We start from the raw sequence: 20,146 nt of genomic DNA, 5'->3' as shown, positions 1-20,146 counted from the left end.
GCACGGATACTCACACGGCTTCTCCCGAACAATTTTCAACAGACTTTCGGGGGACGAGAAAACGAAAACGAGCAAAAGCGAGAAAGCCCACGATTGCCAGAGCTCCTAGGCCAGTTGTGAATACATACAGACCAACAGGCCCAACTCTATTGAGGATGAGACCCCCGACACTCGAACCAACGACGCTGCTCAGACTGCTTGCAATGGCACCGTACAATGTCTGCGCTGTCGCTGTACGCCCCTCTGGGGCAAGTTCGGACACGAGCTGTACTCCCGTACTCCAGTAGAGTGCATAACCGACTCCGTCAAGAATTTGAGCCAGAATGACGATCACTGCACCGGGTGCAAACGCCATAATCACATACTTCACCGTGAACAACAGGCTCGCCAGAATGACGACGCGCATAGGTCCGACGCGTGAAATGAGTTTACCTGAAATGTAAAATAACGGAACTTCGACAAGGGCAGCAACCGTGAAGTTAGCACCTACCCAACTCATGGGATAGTGCAAACCTTCGTAGTACAGTGGTAAGAAGCTGCTGTTTATCGAGATGGCGGTCGACAGGATAAAGCAAATGACAATGAACATGATTAAGGGCGGGTTGCGCATGACATTCCAAACTCCGTGGAATATATTTTCCTTCGGCCGTTCGAATACGCTGTCCCTTGGCAGATACAAGACTACAACTATGAGGATTAGTGAGAGAGCCCCGTACACGCTAAACGACACTTGAATCCCGACATCATGGTAGACATATCCTGCGACGATGGTGGTCAGTGCAAAGCTGAGCGCGCCCCACAGCCGGATTTGGCCATACGAAAACCCCGACCGTGCGCCCTCTTGTACGGCCATTGCGTCCATTATGGGGGCCGATGATTGGACGACGGCTACGAGAATTGACACGACGAAAAGTGGCCAGAATTGCCGTGACAAGGAATACCCGGCGAACATAATCGGTGACAAAATAGCTGATGTGAGGAGGATGCGGCGGGGGTCACGGGTGCGATCGTTGATGTATCCCAACATCGGTTGCGCGAAAATCCCAGCCCCGGCTCCAACGGCAAGCAACAACCCTATTTCTGGGCTGCCGAGCCCTTTTCCGCTTAGATAGAGACTTAGAAAGGGTTGTGATGAGGCCATTGCGACGAAAAAGATGAAATAATAAATGCTAAATATACGTTGCACACGCTCCCGCCTCCATGCGGTATGTTACGACACGGTACCGGCAATGTATAGGTATTTTTTTGACTTGGCTGATAGCGTGCCGTGGGAGGGGTGTCGGCTTGAGATGAGAGCTACGTGATCATTTGGGAAGCACGGGGGCCATACAAGTGTGAGAGGAGCGTTGGGGACCGTACTGGTTAGAGGTCCCGAGCGTGCAAATCGCAGGGATGAGAAATAGCCCCCTCATACGAGGGCGCCAGTTCAAAGGTTTGGTTGATTTTGGCTGATGTGTTCGATCATACGCGATAAGAGTGTTTCAACTTTGTGCAGTCGCCTGCTAAGCTCTTCCATCGAAACGCTATGCTTGTCAATGATGTCATGTAGATACTGCATGGTGACTTCGTTGGACTCAAACATTTCCGGGTCAAATGACATAAAGTTATGCACCATCCCTTCCATGAGTTATTGCATCGTATGTAATGGCAAGCCTGGACTATTCAGGCACATTTACGTGATCTGGATATCGATTTGGGAGTGGAATGAGGTGATATGATGGTCAATAGCGAGTTTGAAGAGGCTTTGATTGTCGTGTTGGCGGGCTCGCGAGTGTATGGGACACATTCTCCTGCGAGCGACGTCGATTATCGAGGGATTATTCCAGCGAAGCGAGAAATGCTGTTAGGGTTAGAGTCATGGAACACGCAGATCGTTCGACATGAACCTGACATTGTTTTGTACACGTTACCGAAATTTGTGAAGCTCGCTTTGGGTGCGAATCCGAACATATTGGATACGTTGTTTGCTCCGGATGACGCGATTGTCAAAATGACGAAAGTGGGCTCTGAACTTCGTGAGATGCGTCGGTCATTTCTGTCCAAGCGGGTATATACGACATTTACAGGATATGCTCACGCGCAAATGCAAAAATTACGTAACCCGGGTGGGCATCATGGCGTTCATCGGGACCTTATCGATAAGTGGGGATACGATACGAAGAACGCGATGCACTTGGTTCGGTTGTACCGGATGGGATACGAGGCTTTGACGGACGGTGTCATTCGAGTGGGGCGTCCAGACGCGGAGGAATTGTTGGAAATCCGAAACGGTGCATGGAGCTTGCAGCAAGTTGAACAATTCGCTGAGGAAATGAACAGAAAGTGCGAAGCGGCACTGGCAGAGACGAAATTGCCGGATGAGCCAGACACGGAACGGATCCTCACATGGCTGATGGACACGCAGTTATGGATGTTGAACGGTGGTGTGTAACAGATGAACATAGAGGACGCGGGAAAAAGGATAGAGGGGGCTGGGGGCAGACTCTATTTCGTTGGGGGTGGTGTGCGGGATCAGTTGATGGGGAAAGACTTCAAGGATCGAGATTACGCTGTGACGGGATTGTCGGCGGAGGAATTTAAGCGTCTGTTTCCCGACGCATTTTTAGCCGGTCAAGCTTTTCCAGTTTTTCGCATGCCTATCGCTGGGGAAGTGGCAGAGTTTGCACTCGCGAGAACGGAGAAAAAAGTGTCGACCGGCCATCAAGGCTTTGAAGTGGATTCATCGCCCAGTGTCAGCATTGAAGATGACCTGATGCGTCGCGATCTCACCATCAATGCAATCGCGATGGATGTCCTGTCAAACGAGATCGTTGACCCGTTTGGAGGCCGCCGCGACATCGATGACGGGATTATCCGCGCCGTTTCGCGCGCGTTCGCTGAGGATCCGCTGCGCGTTTACCGAGCTGCTCGGTTTGCCGCGCAATTCGGGTTTCGTATCGAACGACAAACGATTGGGTTCATGCGTGCCTTGCACGATGAATTGCGGACGCTGAGTGTTGAGCGCGTCTTCGAGGAACTGCGGAAGGCATTGCAGACGGAGCGACCGTCGCTATTTTTCCGCGCACTGCTTCAGGCTTCCGTACTGGACGTGCACTTTCCCGAGGTGGCTAAACTCGTCGGTGTTGAGCAGCCGGTGAAGTGGCATCCGGAAGGCGATGCGTTCGAGCATACCATGCAGGTGCTGGATGTTGCGGCAATGCTGACGGATCGGGATGAGGTGCGATTTTCAGCGTTAGTTCACGACTTGGGGAAGGGCATCACACCGAGGCACAAATGGCCAGCGCACCATGGACATGAGGCAGCGGGTGTGCCGCTAACTGCACGGCTGTGTGCGCGTTTGAAGTTACCGAGTGACTGGACAAACGCTGCACTGTTTGCCACGGAACACCACATGAAAATTCATATCCTTGACCGCATGAAGCCGCAGAACGTAGTCACCTTGCTGACGGAGGCAAATCGCAATCCACTCGGTGTAGACGGGTTCGCCATGGTGGGCTTGGCGGATACGCGGGGCCGAAATGATCCAACGGCACCCAGTCCGAATGCGGAGTCTATGCCGCACATGTGGGAGCTGATCAAAAACGTAACAGGTCGCAGTATCCAAACCGACGCAACTGGCAAAGAGTTTGGCGATGCACTTCGGCGCGAACGAGGGCGTGTCATTGCAGAGTGGCGCAAACAGGGAAACCCGTCGGGGACGAAAAAGTAGGGATGTTTTGGGGACGAGCACAATAAGCTGTAGTAAACGCTGACGAGGTGCTGCTATCGTGCTGTGGTTTATTGTGTTGTTAGTGATATTGGCTGTAGTGTACCTCACGTGTATTGTGCCAACGAAGTGGCTGAAAATCGAGCGGATCGACATGCCACTTGGGCTAGGGCTCACCGTCTTGCAATTGAGCGATCTCCACGTGGAACGCTGTCGCGTCCGCCCTTCGAAGCTCCGGTCCATGATTCGTCAGGAGAAGCCTGACATCATTTGTCTGACCGGAGACTTTCTTGATAAGGCGTCTTCGTTTGTCCTCTTGGTTCCGTATTTGAAAATGCTTCAAGGGACCGGCATTTCTACTTATGCCGTCCTAGGGAACCATGACTACTTTTTAAAAAAGCCGCACGAGCTAAGAGCGCTTTTGCAGAGTTATGGCATCACGGTGCTGGAAAATGAAGCGATCACGCTAGATGGTTTTCATTTAGTCGGTATCGACGATTTCTGCTCAGGCCATCACGACGAGGAAGCACTCCGACGTGTTTCCCGGGACAAACCAGTTGTCGTCATGACGCACGATCCAACACTCATACTCGATATGAAGGAATCATTTGATTACCTGTTTGCGGGCCACTTACACGGCAAGCAGTTCGCGATCCCGTTTCTATTCAAGTTAAAAGACATGGGACCTTTGGCAGCGGCGGGGATCTATAAAGGGTTGCACCGATGTGAAAAAGGGCCCTTCTATATTTCGAAAGGCCTCGGACAATCTGGTGTTAACTTGCGCTTTTTAGTGAGAAGTGAGCTGACCATCCACTATCTTTAACGAACTGAGTTAGACATTTGCCCCATGAAAATTGATTGAATCCGATCATATACCTCCGGTGCACACCAAGCCGATATATGGATATGTAATTCGTCAAACAACCACTTCATAGATTTGAGGGCATCTTCACGTGTCTTGTGGTTGTAGTACATGTCGTAGTTCGTGTTCCACACAACCCATTTATACCACGTGTTGGTCTCCGTTACGTACCAGGCGCGTCCCGGTTCAAAGGCGATACATTCGGAGGCTCGAAGAAGGTCGTCCCAGGTGCTGAAACCCATATGACTGGCGAACGTTGCGTGATTCATTCAGATTGAAGGCAGCGCGCACTTAGTGCACGCTGCGCTCCTCTTTCAGTTCCTTTACGAGGGCATTCGTCACAGAGCCATTTTCATAGCGAACTTCCGCATATGGTGCTGACTCGAAAATTTGATCGATATGCACGGGCGTCCCATTATATGTGACGGTAATGTATTCAGGTGAATCCACAATCTCCTTGGCGCGTTCGATGTCCATCGTGTCACTCCTGTCATGCATTTGTCTATATCATTGCCAACAGGAGTCTCGGACATGTACTTAGGCCAGCGGACGGAAGGTTGCGAATGGCTGGCCGTACCGGAACGGCTCACTGATTGCGTCTAACTTTTCAATCGTCTCGCTGTCCAAATCAATATCCACGCTAGCAGCGTTACTTTGGACTTGTTCCGGACGGGACGCACCCACGATGATAGTTGATACCGCAGGGCGATGCATGAGCCACGCAAGGGACAGTGCGCCCGCGGTCCATCCTCGGCTGGTTGCGAGATCGACAACCTCGTTACCGAGTTGGATCCGGTCGTTGTCCAATCTCTTTTTGAAGTTCGGATCTTTGTCCACGCGAGATCCACTCGGTGCCTGACCATTTGCGTATTTCCCGGTGAGGATTCCGCCTGCGAGCGGATAGTAAGGGATAATGCCAATTCCTTGATCACGACACAGCGGCTCGAGTTCCACTTCAATTGTCCGATCCGCCAAGGAATAGCACGGCTGGACGGACACGAACCGTTCCAAGTGCTCACGCTCACTGATGGAGAGGGCCTTCATCAGTTCCCACGCAGCGTAGTTGGACGCGCCAATGTAACGGACTTTTCCGGTTCGGACGAGATCGTCCAAGGCTCTCAGTGTTTCCGCCATGGGGGTGTTCTTGTCAAGTGTATGTATTTGGTACAGGTCTACGTAATCGGTCTTCAGACGTTCAAGGCTTTCGTCGATTTGCTCCATGATCTCACGACGTGACGATCCGCCGCGATTTGGTCCCTCGCCACGAGGCATTCCAACTTTGGTCGCCAGAATGACCTGTTGGCGCTTGCCGACTGAAAGTCCTTTCCCGATTATGCGTTCGGATTCCGTATTGCTGTATACATTCGCAGTGTCGATGAAGTTAATACCGGAGTCGATGGCTTCGTGCAAGATGCGGATAGACGTTTCCTCGTCGGCTCGTGACCCAAAGGAGTTGGTGCCAAGACCCAGTGCGGAAACGGACAAACCGCTGCGACCTAGTAAATTATACTTCACAAAGAATCCCTCCTCTGAATATGAAAACGGCGTGACTCCTCACTAGTTTACAATACAGTTTCCTCGAACTAGAAACGACTTCTGGTGACATCACGTGACAGGAACCCAGTCGTTTTTGTCTCATGCTGAGTAATGTAGAATCATCCTTGACGCAAGGGGGTGCTTATATGTACGGAGCATTTGGTGGATATACCCAGTGGGCAGTTGTGTTCCTTATCATTTTTGTCCTGTTCATTCTGCTCGTGCCTTATGGAGCAGGTGCCGGCGCTTACTGAGGTTAAACGGAAACACGATATGCGGCGCAGAAAAGGCCACACTAATACGGTGTGGCCGTTGTTTTTTCCCGTAGATGCGCCGAGTCGCAAATTCTTCTTCAAAATGTACCGTCGATGGATGTGATGACATCCCGGCTGACACGTTCCAGTGTCTCAAGCTCGCCGCTTGTCATGGACATGGCCTTCTCTAATTGGTCACGGGAAAAATTTGAACAGCCAATTGCCTTTATGAGTCCCTCGTCTTGTAGGCAGTTAAATTCGGTTAGCGTGTCTTCGAGCGGTATTTCGTCATTCGGCTAGTGAATATAGTAGATGTCGACGTAGTCGGTGCGTAGTCGATTGAGACTCGCTTCAATCGATCTACGTACGTCCGCTGCCCGCAAGTGCGAAGGGGAGACTTTGGTGGCTATAACGCATTTTGACCGCTTGCCTTGTAAGGCCTCACCAAGGACTTCTTCACTGTGGCCATTGCCGTATCCTTCGGCGGTATCGAACGATGAAATACCTAATTCAAAGGCAGTTTGAATGGCTTGGATATTCACTTCGTCACTTTGCTTTTCCCACTGTCCGCCACCTAATTCCCCAGCATCCAAACGTGATAGCCGATACGTTCAACACACTCTTTCCCACTCGATTGTACTTCATAGCTAACCTCCGCTCTCTGTAAATCGGTTAACAAAAGCCGTACATGAATGGCATTCTATCATTTGTATAGTCTGAAAACAATAAATATTTAATTTTAAACCGAGATAGATGGATTGTTGATTTTTCCAGTCTGGTTAGACAATCATGCTATTATCGAAAATGCCGAACTTGACGAACTATTTTGTCGTGGTTATATTGAACGCGAGAGGTTTTGTGTATCGGTTTCTAACCCGTGCAAGCGGTTTCTGCTCCTCGAACTGTTTATAGGTTCGCTATCAACTATCTGTAATCAATGCGTTGAGAACAAATATAGGGTGAAAGCTGGGCTGAGCGTGTTTGACTTGACTGGAAAGACAGCGATCGTCATCGGTGGCAACGGTGTTCTTGGCAGCGCCATTGCTACGGGATTGGTTAGCCACGGGGCACAAGTGGCTATCGCTGGTCGAGACGTGGAGAAAGCGGAGAAAGTGGTTTCTGGTTTGGCTGAGGGTTCATCTCGCGCCTTTCAAGTGGATGTCCTGAGTCGGTCGACCATCGCGGAGATGGCAGATAAAGTCATCGAGTGGGCGGGAACAATCGACATTCTCGTCAACTGTGCGGGTGTGAACAGCAAAACACCTTTTTTTGAGGTGAGCGATGAAGAGTGGGACCGTGTGTTTTCGGTGAACGTGAAAAGCATCTTCATGGCGAGTCAAATCGTTGGCCAGCATATGCTGAACAGCGGAGGCGGATCGATCATCAACATCTCGTCCGTGTCATCTGGCCCCCCTTTGTCTGGTGTCTTCGCATATTCCGCATCCAAAGCTGCACTGAACAACGTGACACAGTACTTAGCCCGAGAATTAGCACCGACGGTTCGTGTTAATGCCATTATCCCGGGATTTTTTCCAGCTGAACAGAATCGGAAAATCTTAACGCAAGAACGGGTAGACAATATTATTCGACATACGCCTATGAAGCGTCTAGGGGACGCGCGTGAACTGCAAGGGACAGCCATTTGGTTGGCGTCCGACACCGCTTCTAGTTTCGTTACAGGGGCCTTAATTCCCGTAGACGGCGGATTCACGGCTATGACCATTTAAGAATCACCACATGTGGACGAGTCAGTTGGACTTTCAAAGCCTATTGGCTCAACGGAAGGGGGCATACGATTGGAACGGCCTACGCATGTAAAACCGGTCCTCACATTTGGGGAACCCCTTGTTGTCTGTGTACCACATTCGCGTGGGAGTCTGTCCCTTGTTCGCGAATTTGAAACGGACGCGGCGGGTGCGGAATTAAACACGGCAATTGGTGTTGCTAGATTGGGCGTGCCCGTTTCTTATGCTGCAAGTGTTGGAGCAGATCCGTTCGGAGAATTCATTCGACGTACATTGCTCGCGGAAGGAGTGAACGTTGACCATTTGAAGCAAGGCAAAAAAGGGGCGACGGGTCTCTTCTTTAAACAATGGTCCGGGCTCATGGGTGACTCCCAGGTTTTCTATTATCGATCCGCCTCGCCCATGGCCATAGGTGATTGGGACACGAACCAACTGTTCCAGGGTCTGCGACAGAGCGAGTTTGGTTGGGTGCATTCAACCGGAATTACCTGGATGATAGGTGAGAAGACAAGGGAACAGGCGATCACACTGCTGCACACGGCATACGATTCACAGATTCCAATCTCGTTTGACGTTAATCTACGGTTGAAACTGGCTGATCTGTCGGCGTGGAAACAGACAATCGGTGATTTAGTTCCCTACGTCACCTGGTTATTACTAGGTGACACAGAGGCGGAGGCACTGTACGGCACCTCCGATGCTCGTGTCGTTGAGGAATATGTTCGAGGACAGGGTTTTCGGGGGGCCGGAGTCGTTCTCAAGGAAGGCGCTCGTGGAGCCACCGCTTCGCAGAATGGCCAAGTCGCCCACGTCGATGCCTTACAGGTTCACCAAATCATTGATACGGTTGGCGCCGGAGACGGATTCAATGCAGGCTGGATAGCGGGGATGGTTAACGGCTGGGAGATCGAACGCGCTCTTTACCTGGGGGCTGTCGTCGGAGCATATGCCATTGCCAGTGCCGGTGACTCGAGTGGTTATCCCATGCTTGAAGAAGCGATGAATCATCTGGATGGAAGGGAGACAATTGCGCGGTGAATATCACTGATCTAGGGAATTTTTTACGTGATGTCAAAATCGTTGCGGTGGTTCGGAAAGTTCCAGAGGAAGTTGTGGGAGACGTCGTCTCAGCACTTGTGCAGGGCGGAATCTCTGCTTTGGAAATCACACTCGATTCGGCCGGAGCCATCAAGACCATTGCCTCGCTGAGAGAGCGGTTCGGGGACAAGGTGGCTATCGGTGCAGGAACGGTTTTGACAACTGCCCAGCTGAACGAGGCCGTGAAGGCCGGGGCGGAATTTCTCGTTGGTCCACACTTTGATGCGCAATTGGTGGAGCGTGCGAGGACACTCGAAACCTTCATGATCCCGGGTGTGCTCACACCAACGGAAATTCAAAACGCACGCGCAGTTGGAGCCGAGGTCGTCAAAGTGTTCCCTGCCGGAACCATGGGTCCAAGTTACATCAAAGATTTACTTGGCCCGTTCGGCGATCTGAAGATGATGGTCACCGGCGGGATTTCCGAAAAAATGCGGCGGACTTTCTTGCGGCTGGTGCGCTGGCCGTCGGGATGGGAAGTGCTCTTTTCCCGCGGGCAGACATTCAAAATCACGACTGGGACAAGATTGCCCAGCGTGTCGAAAGCGTACTGAGCTCCGTTATGTCGCGGGGAAAATGAAGAGGATGTGAACACGAAATGAAGTTATCATTTCGATGGTATGGAGATACAGATCCCGTCACGCTTGAGCAAATTCGCCAAATTCCGGGCATGCAGGGGATAGTAACGTCCCTCTATGATGTTCCGGCAGGCGATGTTTGGCCGCTTGACGGAATCTTACGCTTAAAGACATCGGTGGAAGATGCGGGACTGGAACTGACCGTGATTGAAAGTGTTCCTGTGCACGAGGACATTAAAATGGGACGCTCGTCGCGGGATCGCTATATCGAAAACTATCAAAACACGCTCCGAAACCTTGCGCGCGCGGGTATCGACACGGTCTGTTACAACTTCATGCCGATGTTCGACTGGCTCCGCACGTCGCTTGAATATCGATTGCCGGACGGATCGACGACACTCGCATACAAGGACGACGAAGTGGACGAAGAAGCGTTGTTATCCGGTCGGTTGCGGTTGCCCGCCTGGAACTTTAGTTCGCAACGCGACGAACTCATGGAAATGTATCGATTTTACCAAAACATGACGCCAGAGGAGCTATGGGCGAACCTCGAGTACTTTGCGCGCGCGGTGATGCCGGTTGCAAAGGAATGCGGGCAAAAGATGACCATACACCCGGATGATCCGCCGTGGCCCGTAGTTGGTATTCCGCGCATTATTGTCGATCGCGCCAGTCTCGACCGGCTCATGTCCATCTACGATGATCCGAGTAATGGCATTTGCTTCTGCAGCGGATCGCTTGGGGCAAGCGCAGAGAACGACTTGCCCGCCATGATGCGTCACTTCGGCAGAAAAGGGCGAATTCACTTTGTTCACCTGCGCAATGTACGGCGAACGGACAACAAATCGTTCTATGAATCCGGGCATCTGTCGCGGGACGGATCGGTGGACATGTACGAATTGATGGAGGCCATGCATGAAGCTGGGGTCACGGTTCCAGTTCGTCCGGATCACGGAAGAATGGTATGGGGCGAAACGGGAAATCCCGGGTATGGCTTATTCGATCGGGCGATGGGCGCCGCATATTTGAACGGGTTGTGGGAAGCCATTTCAAAGTCTGGGCAAGAAGTTCGTGACGCGAGATGACATCGAAGCGGCGCAAGCCGACCATCGATATGGTTGCTCGCCAATCCGAAGTGTCGAAAACGACGATTTCTCGTTTTCTTAACGGAAAATACGAGTATATGTCCGAAGAGACGCGCAACCGGATTCAGCGGGTTGTGGACGAGCTGAATTACCGCCCCAATAACTTCGCCAGAAGTCTAAAATCGAATCGAAGCGGATTGATTGGCGTTGTCGTCGCGGATATCGCCAGCCCATTTTCGTCTATTCTGGTCAAGGGTATCGGTGACCTGTGTAACGAACGAGGCTATCAGATTATCACCACGAACACCGACGAAGACCCACAGAAGGAGCGCGACTATCTTGAGTCGCTTGTCGGGGGTGAAATGGTCGAGGGATTAATTGTCAATACGACTGGAATGAACGACGATTTGTTGTCCCAACTCGGTCACCAGGGTATCCCTATCATCTTGGCGGACAGAGCAATGGAGCATTTGGAGTTTGACACCATCACGAATGACAACTACAGCATGACAAGAAATGCCCTAAAACATGTCGTGGATTCTGGGTTTGAACATGTGGCGTTCTTCACTCAACAGATTGGCAGGAACAGTGCCCGGCGGACGCGATTTGAAGCTTACTTGGATTTTTTTGAGTTCGAACCGAACACTGCTCCGTTTGTCTATGAACTTGACACGAATGACTCGCAGGGGGTCCGCAAGGCCATAGAGCATTTTCGTCAGCGGACAAACGGTCGTCCCGCAGCTATCTTTGCAGTGAACGGCGTGGTTTCTTTGGCCGTCCTGCGTTCTATCGCAGAGCTAGGTTTACACATGCCAAGGGACATTGGGTTGTGCGGATATGATGATTGGGAATGGGCCACGTTGGTGCCCCCGGGGATCACTTCGATTGAGCAACCTTCGTACGAAGTAGGGGTAGAAGCAGCGAAACGTGTGATTGCAAGAATTAAAGGTTTAAAAGCAAAGCCCAAACTCATTGAACTCCCATCCACATTGCGCGTTCGTGGGTCTACCAAGCTAAAATAGGATCGCTTCTATTTTGTGACGCACCGGCTGTGGACGACACACAGCTGGTGGCTGTAGATGTAAAATCGAACAAGAAGGGATTACCATGCGTCGAGGCAGATTTGCCCCGAGTCCAACAGGAGAATTGCATATCGGCAATGCGTTCACTGCGGTCATGTCGTGGCTTCATAAGCGCAGCGTGGGCGGATCGTTCATTTTGCGGATCGAGGACATCGATGCAGGTAGGTGTCGCCTCGAATACGCTCAGCAGATGTGTCGTCATCTGTCGGAAGAGGAACGGGCGGATCGCGCACGCAGGAAGACACCGTCCCTCCGGTTCGCCGTCACGGAGTCATCACTGTATTTTGTCGATCACGTCAAGGGTCCATAAACTTGCGATCCGAGGCAGGGCGGCGACTTTATTGTCTTCCGCGCGGACGGCGTGATATCGTGTCAGCTCGCCGTAGTTGTCGATGACGCCCTGATGGGCATCACAGATGTGATTCGCGGCGACGATCTCCTCACATCCACCCCCAGGCAACTTCTCTTGTACAAAGCTTTACGTTTGGAAGCGCCCACGTTTGGACACGTACCCATGTTGGTGGACGGGGCGGGGTGCCGGCTGGCCAAGCGAAACCGTTCCCTCACATTGCGCGCCATGCGTGAAGCTCGGGTGAAGCCACAAGCAGTAATGGGTGTCATCGCTTACTTCGCGGGACTTCAAGACAGGCCCGACCCAAGCGGTGTAGACCAATTGATTTCATCTTTTTCTCTGGACAAACTCCCCACAGATCCCATACGCATGACGCCCGATAGTTTGAAACAACGTACATGGAGTCCTTTGTTTCCACCATCACTTCCTTCAAATCCTCAGAGTTGACCCAATAGGGATCGCTCAATCCCGCCCTCGACAAGACAGGATTTTCCCCTGCGGGACGCTCCATGTCTACTTTTTCATTTACCGAATACACATGAACCAAAGTCTAGACCAAAGGTGTGAGGGTCACTCCACCAACTTCAGGAGGCCCGTTGGTTCATGATCGATCGCGGCAGTGACATCCCCATTTACCAACAACTGAAAGATTGGATGATGAACCAGATCGAACAAGGCGTTTGGAAGGAAGGTGATACGCTCGAGCCAGAGCGAGAAATGGCCAGTCGCCTCGGTGTCAATCGATTGACGCTGCGGCAGGCGTTGTCGGAGTTGGCGGCGGAGGGGTGGCTTAATCGACAGCGGGGAAGAGGAACGTTTGTTACGTGCCCGAAGATCCAGCATCCGCTGCAACGGCTGACATCGTTCACCCAGGACATTTCGGCTCTGGGCATGAAGCCGGGGTCTCGTGTTTTGAAAATGGAAATTCGTGAGGCGACGGATGTGGAAGCGACCATGCTTCATCTCGGTGCTCACGCTCATCGGGTGATTGAGTTGAAACGACTGCGGTTGGCGGATCTGTCGCCAATTAGCGTTGAGACAGCCATTCTGCCGTTTGAGAAGTGTCGAGCACTAACCGAGGTTTCTTTTCAAGACTTACATTCGCTCTATACGCAACTTCGCAGTCGCTGCGGCGTGGAGTTCTCCCACGCAAGTCAAACGATTGAGTCGGGGGCGGCGACGGAAGATATCGCCGAGCTGCTCAAGATCCGCGTTGGTGTACCGGTACTTCGAATGGAGCGGACGACATTCGATTCGTGCGATGAGCCGGTGGAATGGGTGACGTCATATTACCGCGCGGATAGGTACCGCTTTCGAGTTGAATTGCCCGTTGATTAACTTTTAGCACAAAGCTAAGGGAGGGAGACAATTTGGCTTCCTACAGTATATGGATTGCGCTCGTATTAGGTATTCTTGCGTATCTGGGAATCGTGCTCAATCTAGGACCCGGGCTGTGGCTGCAAGAGGCACTCGTCGTTGGCGTCATTACAGGACTTATCGTGGGAAATGTACATTTGGGCTTGGTCATTGGCGGGACGCTGACACTGATGTCTCTTGGGATGTGGACTTACGGCGGCGCGACGATGCCAGACTTTATGACCGGGGCCATCTTGGGAACGGCCATAGGGGCACTCGGCGGCGGTGAGACAGCCGGTCTTGCTGTGGCGATTCCCGCTTCGATTCTCATGACACAACTGGACGTCCTAGGGCGCGCTGTGACGACTGTGTTCATTCACGCAGCAGATAAATACGCGGAACGCGGCGACACGCGCGGCGTCACGTGGATGCACTTACTGGGACAATTACCATGGGGTCTTACGCGTATGATTCCCGTGTTTATCGCCGTTTGGCTGGGAGCGGGTCCCATCCAACACCTGATTGGAGTCTTGCCGCAGTGGTTTATGCACGGCATGCATGTGACAGGGGTTATGTTGCCAGCTCTTGGCTTTGCCCTCCTACTCAATCAGATGCCCTTGAAGAAGCATTGGGCGTTCCTGCTTATCGGTTATATCCTTTACGCTTACTTGAATCTACCGATTATCGGCGTCGCACTCGCGGCACTCGCCGGTGCTGCGCTGTACTTAAAGCTGCGGGGGAGTGAAGCAAATGCCGAATCTTGACCAAAGCCTTGATGTGCAGAATACTTCCAGCGAAGTCACGAAACAAGACGTGCGCAAGGCCATGTGGCGACACCTCATCACCCTTCAGTGGTCGTGGAACTACGAGCGGATGCAGGCGCTTGGTTATATGTGGTCCATGATTCCGATCATCAAAAAAGTCTACCCCACCAAAGAAGAACAGATCCACGCCATGCAGCGCCATCTGTCGTTTTACAACACAAATCCGCAGATTGGATCGCCGCCGATATTCGGTGCGACAGTCGCCCTCGAGGCCCAGAAGATGGGCGAGGCTGTGGACAGTCTCAAAATTGGGTTGATGGGTCCGTTTGCCGGGATCGGCGACACCATTCAAGGCGTTCTCATTCGCCCGATGGTTGCCGTGTTCGCAGCTTCTTTGGCCTTAGCAGGCAGTATCGTTGGTCCAATCATGATGTTCGTGCTTGGGCTCATCTGGTGTGCCTTGATGATTCCGCTATTCTATCTCGGCTATCGTCGCGGCGTGGGTCTCGTTGATGAAGTGGCTGGCGGCGGGCTCATCGCAACAGTGACAGAATGGGCCACCATCTTCGGCATGATGGTCGTCGGCGGATTTGTACCGAGCATCATGTCCGGACTCACGACACCCCTTAAGTTCCAAAAGACAGTGGAAGTCGCAGGAAAAATGACGACGAAAACCATCGCACTCCAGGATACGCTCGATAAGATCCTGCCGTCTCTCTTTCCCATTCTCGTCGTCGGTCTTGCCTTTTGGATGATTCGCAAACTCAAGTTGTCGCCCATCTGGGTCCTGTTGACGCTTGTCGTTGTTGCGTTCCTTACAGGTGCCATCGGGCTCTTCTAATTTCGAATTCTTGCCGTGAACATGGAAGGAATGAACTGAAATGGTATCCGTCATCTTGGTCAGTCATGCGTCGCTTGCGTCGGGATTTCTCGACGCAAGCGCCATGATTGTTGGTCCACAGTCTCAGTTTGAATCGATTTCTTTCGATCACGACAGTAACCTCGACACCCTATTCGATTCCATGTGGACGCGTGCACAGGCGCTGGACGACGGTGATGGTGTGCTGATTCTTGCCGATTTACTCGGGGGAAGTCCAGCGAATACAGCCGCAAAACTCGTGTCAGAGCAGGTCCGTCTCGTTACAGGGATGAATCTCCCCATGTTGCTCGACGTCCTGGTGAACAGGCAGACCAAGTCGCTTTCCGAATTGGCGCGGTTGGCTGTGGAGAGTGGGGCTGCGGGCGTGATCGACATTTATACAATGCTTCAGGAGGGGGACGTTTCGTGACAGTCAAACATCTTCGAATTGATAATCGCCTCATTCATGGCCAGGTGACGACCAATTGGGTGAACTCGGTCGGGGCAAGCCACATCTTGGTCGTCAATGACCAAGTTGCAAAAGATCCGATTCAAAAACGCTTGCTCCCGGCGGCAGCGCGAGGCGTGAAAACGTCCGTCCTCGGTATCGCGGAAGCCATCGCTTACGTGACAGATGCCGCCAACGCGTCGGAGCATGTTCTGGTGGTGGCGAAGTTTCCCAGTGATGCGCTCGTACTGCTCGAAGGCGGTGTGAAACCTGAGCAAGTGAATGTCGGAAACCAGGCACCCATTCCCGGAACGAACTACAAAATGGTCACGAAATCCATTGCCGTGACGGCGGAAGACGCGGCTGTCTATCGACGGATCGTCGATCTCGGATTTCATTTAACATCCCAAATGCTTCCCTCCGACGGCAAAGCGGATTTTATCTCACTGCTTGAAAAGAAAGGTCTGTGATGACCGGTGCAACTAGGCGTGGCCAGAAAGGTCTTGAATGTAACGCCTGGGCTTTTGATGTGGGGATACGCTGATCGTACTCATCCAGGTGAAGGATCTCATGATGAGCTCTGCGTAACAGCCGCTTGTTTTCGAGCAGAGGGGGACAGGGTCTATTTTCTCGTCTCTCTCGATCTACTCGATTTTCCATTTGCGTTCAGTGATGCCGTGAATTGTGCCGTGGCTGACCAACTGCCCGGCACAGACACGACTGTGCAACTGACAGCCAGTCACACGCATGCAGGGCCATCTCTCATAGATGAATCGAGGCCAAACCAGATATTCGCAGAACACGCGGCCGCCACTGTGGTAGAAGCATGCCTGGAAGCGTACGGCGACTTGCGCACGGTGTCGAGAACGGAGGTCACCTCAAGCAGCGTGAGTGGGTTCGGAGCCATTCGACGCACGGGAGAAATCACGGATATCCCGTTGTCCGTTCAATCCTTTTACACGGAGCGTGACGAGTCCGAGACGGAGGATCTGTATCTCGTTCTCTTTCAATTGCCCTGTCACCCGACGGTGCTGAGTGACCGAAACCTGTGTTATTCCTCGGAATGGCCTGGTGCGGCCGTTCGACAGATTTGCTCCCGTTTGGGACCATCCACCCACGTCATGTATCTGCCAGGTGCATCGGGTGACATCAGCACCAGACAAACGCGCAGAGATCAAAGGTTCGCTGAAGTCGAGCGGTTTGGCCGCATGGCCGCGGATGCAGTCGTGGCGTCGCTGGACGGGGAAGTGAGGCAGACGAGCGTCGTCCCGGAGATGCGCATGGCTGAACTCAAAGTCACGCTGGAGCCGGCGCGTTCCTTGAGCCACGAGGAGTTGGACGCGTTACGGGCCATGGCGGCACGCTCGTCTGACGAGAGAACAATGGAGACCATGCGCCAGGCCATTCAATGGTACGATAGCGTTCACTCACAGTTATCCGCAGTCCCCGTTGACGTAACCGTACGCGTCTTTAAATTTGCGGACGTCATTCAATACGTCTTCTGGCCCGGTGAGCCGTTTTCAAGTTTTGCGCAGAGGCTTCGCGACTCGTCTGACATCCCGACTGTGCTCGTGGGCTACTGCGGCCACGTGGGGTACCTGCCGGACCAAACGCCTATTGCTGACCCTTCATATGAGGTGCTTATGAGCGTCTACGGTCGCGATGGTAGCGAAGGGCTACTACAAGCCAGTGAAACGATCATCCACGATATTCGAGGAGGAGTTTGATGATTTCGGCAGAAGCATTCTTGCAGGCGGCACTCGACGCTGTGGAACAAGTCCGGGAAACACAATGGACGCAAATTCATGAGGCTGCGAAACGGTTGGCTGACGTGATCGCAGCGGGCGGAGTCGTGCACGCATTCGGTACAGGGCACTCGAAAGCGTTCGCCATGGAATTGTGCAATCGCGCGGGCGGCCTGGTTCCCATGCACATGATGAGCATAGATGATCTGTGGGCGCGGGGAGAACGCGTCGACGACATGAACGATCCGTCCATCGAACGCGATCCCGACGTTGCCCATCGCCTCCTCGAACTGTACGACATTCGGCCGGAGGATGGGGTCATCATCGTCTCCAATTCGGGTCGCAATGGGGCACTCGTGGAGATGGCCTTACAGATGAAGGCACGTGGTCACACTGTCATCTGCGTGACGTCGCTCAGCCATTCCACTCAAGTCTCGTCTCGCCATGCATCTGGTCAGAGACTGTTTGAGGTGGCGGATGTCGTGATCGACAATTGTGGCCCGCTTGGCGATGCACTGCTGGAATCGTCAGCGCTGCCCGCCAAAGTCTGCTCCATCTCTTCTGTCACGGGTGCTATCATCGCACAGTGTCTGACGGCTGAGATCACACGCAACCTCATGGAGATGAATGTGGACGTTCCCGTGCTGATGAGTGCAAATTTGGATGGCGCGGATGAGTTTAACGAAACCATGACCGCGCGCTATAAAGGACGGATTTAATGTCTTCTCGTTGGCTCATCGGAACGGATTTGGACGGAACGTTATTACATCATGATGGAAAATCCAGCAAATATGCACGATCCGTCTTTCGTCAGCTACACAAACGGGGGCACGTCATCGTTTTGGCCTCTGGACGTCACTGGGACACGATGACGCAGGTCGCACGAGATGTCGGTGTCCCTTGCTATTTGGTCGCGTCGAATGGGGCGTGGATTGGGACAGATGATGGTTCAGTTCTGGCGGAACAAACGCTCACCTCCTCTGTCGCTCGCATCGTGGGGCGCGTTTTGGAGAATACGGCGACGGCGGTCATTGTGACCATGGACGACAGGCGCGTCATTCTCGACACGAGCCATCCACAACAGGTGAGACGGTTCCCTTGGCCCACCTCTCCCGTTTCCAGCGTGGCAAACGAAAAGATTTTCAAGCTCACCGTGACGATGGAAGACGGGATGATGGGCGAGATATTTCCCCTTTTGAAAGATAATTTGGGAGACGCTGTGCTGCTCGCACGAACAGACAATCAAACTATCGACATCAATGCCCTTGGCGTGTCCAAGGGCCAAGCTTTGGGACTCTTGTGTGATCGACTTGACATCCCGATCTCGCGCACCGTGGCATTCGGAAACGAAATGAACGATGCCACGATGTTGCAGACGGTGGAGATCGGTGTTGCTGTGGCAGATGCGAATGAGGCTCTAGCGCCTTATGCCGATGTTTGGACGGAGTCTTCAAACGATGACGGCGTTGCCAAGTGGCTCCACACATTCTTTGACGTGAATCCGAAGAGTGAGGAAGAAAGCGGGGACCTATATGAAGACAGTCGTCCGTGGACAACTCGGACTTAAAGAAGTCGACGTGTGTATTGAGGACGGTATGATTGTTGACATCGGTGAGGCGACGGCACCGCAGTTGACGGGAGCGGCTACCGTCGCGACGAGCGGACGGCTGTTACCAGGCTATATTGATGTACACGTCCACGGCGGCGGCGGAGCCGAAGTGATGCAGGGTACGGAAGAGGCATACGAGCAGATCTGCAAAACACACGCGGCACACGGAACGACAGGACTCCTCCTCACGACCATCACGGAATCCGACGAAGCCATCACAAAGGCCTTGCGCAGCTACAGGCGCGATCGGGAGCGGGATGGCGCCCAAGTCCTGGGCTTTCATTTAGAGGGCCCGTTCATCTGCGAAGCGAGGGCCGGCGCCCAACCGAAGGAACACATTCAAGCACCCAGTGTGGAAAAATTGCGGCGGTGGATGGCCGAGTCCGGAAGCGCGGTGCGCTACATGACATTGGCCCCTGAGGTGGACGGTGCGTTAGAGGTCGTCCGCGAAGCGCGACGGCTGGGAATTCACGTTTCCGCGGGACACTCGACGGCAACTTACGACCAGGCTATGGGTGCGTTTACGGCCGGGATCGACAGTGTGACGCACCTGTACAACGCCATGTCGAGCCTCCACCACCGCGATCCCGGCCTCCTCGGCGCCGCCCTCACACACCCCGACATCTACGCGGAACTCATCGCCGACAGATTACACGTACACGATGCAGCGATGAATATCGCTTTCCAGATGAAGGGACGCCATCGTCTCATGCTGATCACGGACGCCGTCATGGCCGCGTGTATGCCGGAAGGGACGATGTACCGTGTGGGACGCGAACCGGTTACTGTCGAAAATGGCTCCGTTCGCCTAGCGGATGGTACACTTGCAGGTAGTACACTGACGCTGGATCGGGCCGTTCAGAATTTGCTCCACACGGGCATCATTGACGAGGACGACGTCGAGCACATCACGTCGCTCAACCAAGCCAACCTGCTCGGTCTGCCGCATGGGCGAATGGAAGTGGGGGCGCCAGCGAATCTCATCGCTGTGGATTCGGACTGGAACGTCACGCACACATTTGTCCAAGGGCGGCTTGTTTACCGGCGTTAGTCGGTTAGGAGGATAC

Annotated in this window: 24 protein-coding genes and 1 pseudogene; 19 read left to right on the top strand and 6 right to left on the bottom strand. The window is 53.0% G+C overall.

Going from position 1 to position 20,146, the window contains the following annotated elements:
* Nucleotides 1–10: 10 nt before the first annotated feature.
* Nucleotides 11–1,186, bottom strand: a complete 1,176-nt coding sequence (locus NZD86_RS17545) for an MFS transporter (RefSeq protein ID WP_268043345.1) — start codon at nt 1,184–1,186, stop codon at nt 11–13.
* 240 nt (nt 1,187–1,426) lie between these two features.
* Entirely contained in the window at nt 1,427–1,600 is a 174-nt protein-coding gene (locus NZD86_RS17540) for a hypothetical protein (protein ID WP_268043344.1), read from the bottom strand.
* Between the two features lie 117 nt (nt 1,601–1,717).
* Here NZD86_RS17540 and NZD86_RS17535 point away from each other — a divergent pair, with 117 nt between their 5' ends.
* The 3 genes from NZD86_RS17535 to NZD86_RS17525 are packed head-to-tail and all read left to right on the top strand — an operon-like array spanning nt 1,718 to nt 4,529.
* On the top strand, nt 1,718–2,431 hold the full coding sequence (locus tag NZD86_RS17535; RefSeq protein ID WP_268043343.1) for a nucleotidyltransferase domain-containing protein: 714 nt from the start codon (nt 1,718–1,720) through the stop codon (nt 2,429–2,431).
* A gap of 3 nt (nt 2,432–2,434) precedes the next feature.
* On the top strand, nt 2,435–3,709 hold the full coding sequence (locus NZD86_RS17530; protein ID WP_268043342.1) for a tRNA nucleotidyltransferase/poly(A) polymerase-related protein: 1,275 nt from the start codon (nt 2,435–2,437) through the stop codon (nt 3,707–3,709).
* Between the two features lie 58 nt (nt 3,710–3,767).
* Nucleotides 3,768–4,529, top strand: a complete 762-nt coding sequence (locus NZD86_RS17525) for a metallophosphoesterase (protein WP_268043341.1) — start codon at nt 3,768–3,770, stop codon at nt 4,527–4,529.
* Here the strand turns inward: NZD86_RS17525 and NZD86_RS17520 are convergent.
* From NZD86_RS17520 to NZD86_RS17505, 4 genes and pseudogenes are all read right to left on the bottom strand, one after another.
* Nucleotides 4,526–4,837: a hypothetical protein gene (locus NZD86_RS17520; RefSeq protein WP_268043340.1), complete on the bottom strand. Its 312-nt coding sequence runs from the start codon at nt 4,835–4,837 to the stop codon at nt 4,526–4,528. The genes NZD86_RS17525 and NZD86_RS17520 overlap by 4 nt on opposite strands.
* A gap of 22 nt (nt 4,838–4,859) precedes the next feature.
* A complete protein-coding gene (locus NZD86_RS17515) occupies nt 4,860–5,045 on the bottom strand; it encodes an H-type small acid-soluble spore protein (RefSeq protein ID WP_268043338.1) in 186 nt (61 codons plus the stop codon).
* 60 nt (nt 5,046–5,105) lie between these two features.
* Nucleotides 5,106–6,083 (bottom strand): aldo/keto reductase, encoded by a 978-nt coding sequence (locus NZD86_RS17510; protein WP_268043337.1) that lies wholly within the window; start codon nt 6,081–6,083, stop codon nt 5,106–5,108.
* Between the two features lie 373 nt (nt 6,084–6,456).
* Nucleotides 6,457–6,900 (bottom strand): annotated as a pseudogene (locus tag NZD86_RS17505) (aldo/keto reductase).
* A 429-nt stretch (nt 6,901–7,329) separates the two neighbouring features.
* Between NZD86_RS17505 and NZD86_RS17500 the strand changes: the two are divergent.
* From NZD86_RS17500 to nagA, 16 genes are all read left to right on the top strand, one after another.
* Complete coding sequence (locus NZD86_RS17500; RefSeq protein WP_268046921.1) at nt 7,330–8,085, top strand: SDR family oxidoreductase; 756 nt, start codon at nt 7,330–7,332, stop codon at nt 8,083–8,085.
* A 69-nt stretch (nt 8,086–8,154) separates the two neighbouring features.
* Entirely contained in the window at nt 8,155–9,141 is a 987-nt protein-coding gene (locus NZD86_RS17495) for a sugar kinase (RefSeq protein ID WP_268043336.1), read from the top strand.
* Nucleotides 9,138–9,755 carry a bifunctional 4-hydroxy-2-oxoglutarate aldolase/2-dehydro-3-deoxy-phosphogluconate aldolase gene (locus tag NZD86_RS17490; RefSeq protein WP_268043335.1) on the top strand — a complete coding sequence of 206 codons (618 nt, stop codon included), beginning with the start codon at nt 9,138–9,140 and terminating at the stop codon, nt 9,753–9,755. Before NZD86_RS17495 ends, NZD86_RS17490 begins: the two co-directional genes overlap by 4 nt.
* A gap of 44 nt (nt 9,756–9,799) precedes the next feature.
* On the top strand, nt 9,800–10,864 hold the full coding sequence (locus tag NZD86_RS17485) for a mannonate dehydratase (protein ID WP_268043334.1): 1,065 nt from the start codon (nt 9,800–9,802) through the stop codon (nt 10,862–10,864).
* The gene (locus NZD86_RS17480) at nt 10,861–11,886 is read left to right on the top strand and encodes a LacI family DNA-binding transcriptional regulator (protein WP_268043333.1); all 1,026 of its coding nucleotides are present in this window, start codon (nt 10,861–10,863) and stop codon (nt 11,884–11,886) included. Before NZD86_RS17485 ends, NZD86_RS17480 begins: the two co-directional genes overlap by 4 nt.
* An 85-nt stretch (nt 11,887–11,971) precedes the next feature.
* Complete coding sequence (locus NZD86_RS24505) at nt 11,972–12,256, top strand: glutamate--tRNA ligase family protein (protein WP_326492587.1); 285 nt, start codon at nt 11,972–11,974, stop codon at nt 12,254–12,256.
* Between the two features lie 30 nt (nt 12,257–12,286).
* Nucleotides 12,287–12,745 carry a glutamate--tRNA ligase family protein gene (locus NZD86_RS24500; protein WP_326492678.1) on the top strand — a complete coding sequence of 153 codons (459 nt, stop codon included), beginning with the start codon at nt 12,287–12,289 and terminating at the stop codon, nt 12,743–12,745.
* A 156-nt stretch (nt 12,746–12,901) separates the two neighbouring features.
* Nucleotides 12,902–13,636 carry a GntR family transcriptional regulator gene (locus tag NZD86_RS17470; RefSeq protein WP_268043332.1) on the top strand — a complete coding sequence of 245 codons (735 nt, stop codon included), beginning with the start codon at nt 12,902–12,904 and terminating at the stop codon, nt 13,634–13,636.
* 32 nt (nt 13,637–13,668) lie between these two features.
* A complete protein-coding gene (locus NZD86_RS17465) occupies nt 13,669–14,418 on the top strand; it encodes a PTS mannose/fructose/sorbose/N-acetylgalactosamine transporter subunit IIC (RefSeq protein ID WP_268043331.1) in 750 nt (249 codons plus the stop codon).
* A complete protein-coding gene (locus NZD86_RS17460) occupies nt 14,405–15,259 on the top strand; it encodes a PTS system mannose/fructose/sorbose family transporter subunit IID (RefSeq protein WP_268043330.1) in 855 nt (284 codons plus the stop codon). Before NZD86_RS17465 ends, NZD86_RS17460 begins: the two co-directional genes overlap by 14 nt.
* Before the next feature lie 40 nt (nt 15,260–15,299).
* The gene (locus NZD86_RS17455; RefSeq protein ID WP_268043329.1) at nt 15,300–15,707 is read left to right on the top strand and encodes a PTS sugar transporter subunit IIA; all 408 of its coding nucleotides are present in this window, start codon (nt 15,300–15,302) and stop codon (nt 15,705–15,707) included.
* Nucleotides 15,704–16,195 carry a PTS sugar transporter subunit IIB gene (locus NZD86_RS17450; RefSeq protein ID WP_268043328.1) on the top strand — a complete coding sequence of 164 codons (492 nt, stop codon included), beginning with the start codon at nt 15,704–15,706 and terminating at the stop codon, nt 16,193–16,195. Before NZD86_RS17455 ends, NZD86_RS17450 begins: the two co-directional genes overlap by 4 nt.
* Before the next feature lie 18 nt (nt 16,196–16,213).
* Nucleotides 16,214–17,452, top strand: a complete 1,239-nt coding sequence (locus NZD86_RS17445) for a hypothetical protein (RefSeq protein WP_268043327.1) — start codon at nt 16,214–16,216, stop codon at nt 17,450–17,452.
* Nucleotides 17,452–18,189, top strand: a complete 738-nt coding sequence (locus tag NZD86_RS17440) for an SIS domain-containing protein (RefSeq protein WP_268043326.1) — start codon at nt 17,452–17,454, stop codon at nt 18,187–18,189. Before NZD86_RS17445 ends, NZD86_RS17440 begins: the two co-directional genes overlap by 1 nt.
* The gene (locus NZD86_RS17435) at nt 18,189–19,037 is read left to right on the top strand and encodes an HAD family hydrolase (protein ID WP_268043325.1); all 849 of its coding nucleotides are present in this window, start codon (nt 18,189–18,191) and stop codon (nt 19,035–19,037) included. The genes NZD86_RS17440 and NZD86_RS17435 overlap by 1 nt, the downstream gene beginning before the upstream one ends.
* Nucleotides 19,003–20,130: an N-acetylglucosamine-6-phosphate deacetylase gene (nagA, locus tag NZD86_RS17430; protein WP_268043324.1), complete on the top strand. Its 1,128-nt coding sequence runs from the start codon at nt 19,003–19,005 to the stop codon at nt 20,128–20,130. The genes NZD86_RS17435 and nagA overlap by 35 nt, the downstream gene beginning before the upstream one ends.
* Nucleotides 20,131–20,146: the final 16 nt, after the last annotated feature.

The sequence above is a fragment of the Alicyclobacillus dauci genome (assembly GCF_026651605.1).
GTDB classification, from domain to species: Bacteria; Bacillota; Bacilli; order Alicyclobacillales; family Alicyclobacillaceae; genus Alicyclobacillus; species Alicyclobacillus dauci.
This window is presented reverse-complemented; position numbering and strand designations above follow the sequence as displayed.

Bases quoted from the DNA above. Each gene is read 5' to 3' on its own strand.
- NZD86_RS17540 (WP_268043344.1), bottom strand. From the start codon at position 1,600: ATGTCATTTGACCCGGAAATGTTTGAGTCCAACGAAGTCACCATGCAG.
- NZD86_RS17535 (WP_268043343.1), top strand. From the start codon at position 1,718: ATGGTCAATAGCGAGTTTGAAGAGGCTTTGATTGTCGTGTTGGCGGGC.
- NZD86_RS17530 (WP_268043342.1), top strand. From the start codon at position 2,435: ATGAACATAGAGGACGCGGGAAAAAGGATAGAGGGGGCTGGGGGCAGA.
- NZD86_RS17520 (WP_268043340.1), bottom strand. From the start codon at position 4,837: ATGAATCACGCAACGTTCGCCAGTCATATGGGTTTCAGCACCTGGGAC.
- NZD86_RS17515 (WP_268043338.1), bottom strand. From the start codon at position 5,045: ATGGACATCGAACGCGCCAAGGAGATTGTGGATTCACCTGAATACATT.
- NZD86_RS17485 (WP_268043334.1), top strand. From the start codon at position 9,800: ATGAAGTTATCATTTCGATGGTATGGAGATACAGATCCCGTCACGCTT.
- NZD86_RS17480 (WP_268043333.1), top strand. From the start codon at position 10,861: ATGACATCGAAGCGGCGCAAGCCGACCATCGATATGGTTGCTCGCCAA.
- NZD86_RS24505 (WP_326492587.1), top strand. From the start codon at position 11,972: ATGCGTCGAGGCAGATTTGCCCCGAGTCCAACAGGAGAATTGCATATC.
- NZD86_RS17470 (WP_268043332.1), top strand. From the start codon at position 12,902: ATGATCGATCGCGGCAGTGACATCCCCATTTACCAACAACTGAAAGAT.
- NZD86_RS17460 (WP_268043330.1), top strand. From the start codon at position 14,405: ATGCCGAATCTTGACCAAAGCCTTGATGTGCAGAATACTTCCAGCGAA.
- NZD86_RS17455 (WP_268043329.1), top strand. From the start codon at position 15,300: ATGGTATCCGTCATCTTGGTCAGTCATGCGTCGCTTGCGTCGGGATTT.
- NZD86_RS17440 (WP_268043326.1), top strand. From the start codon at position 17,452: ATGATTTCGGCAGAAGCATTCTTGCAGGCGGCACTCGACGCTGTGGAA.
- NZD86_RS17435 (WP_268043325.1), top strand. From the start codon at position 18,189: ATGTCTTCTCGTTGGCTCATCGGAACGGATTTGGACGGAACGTTATTA.
- nagA (WP_268043324.1), top strand. From the start codon at position 19,003: ATGAAGACAGTCGTCCGTGGACAACTCGGACTTAAAGAAGTCGACGTG.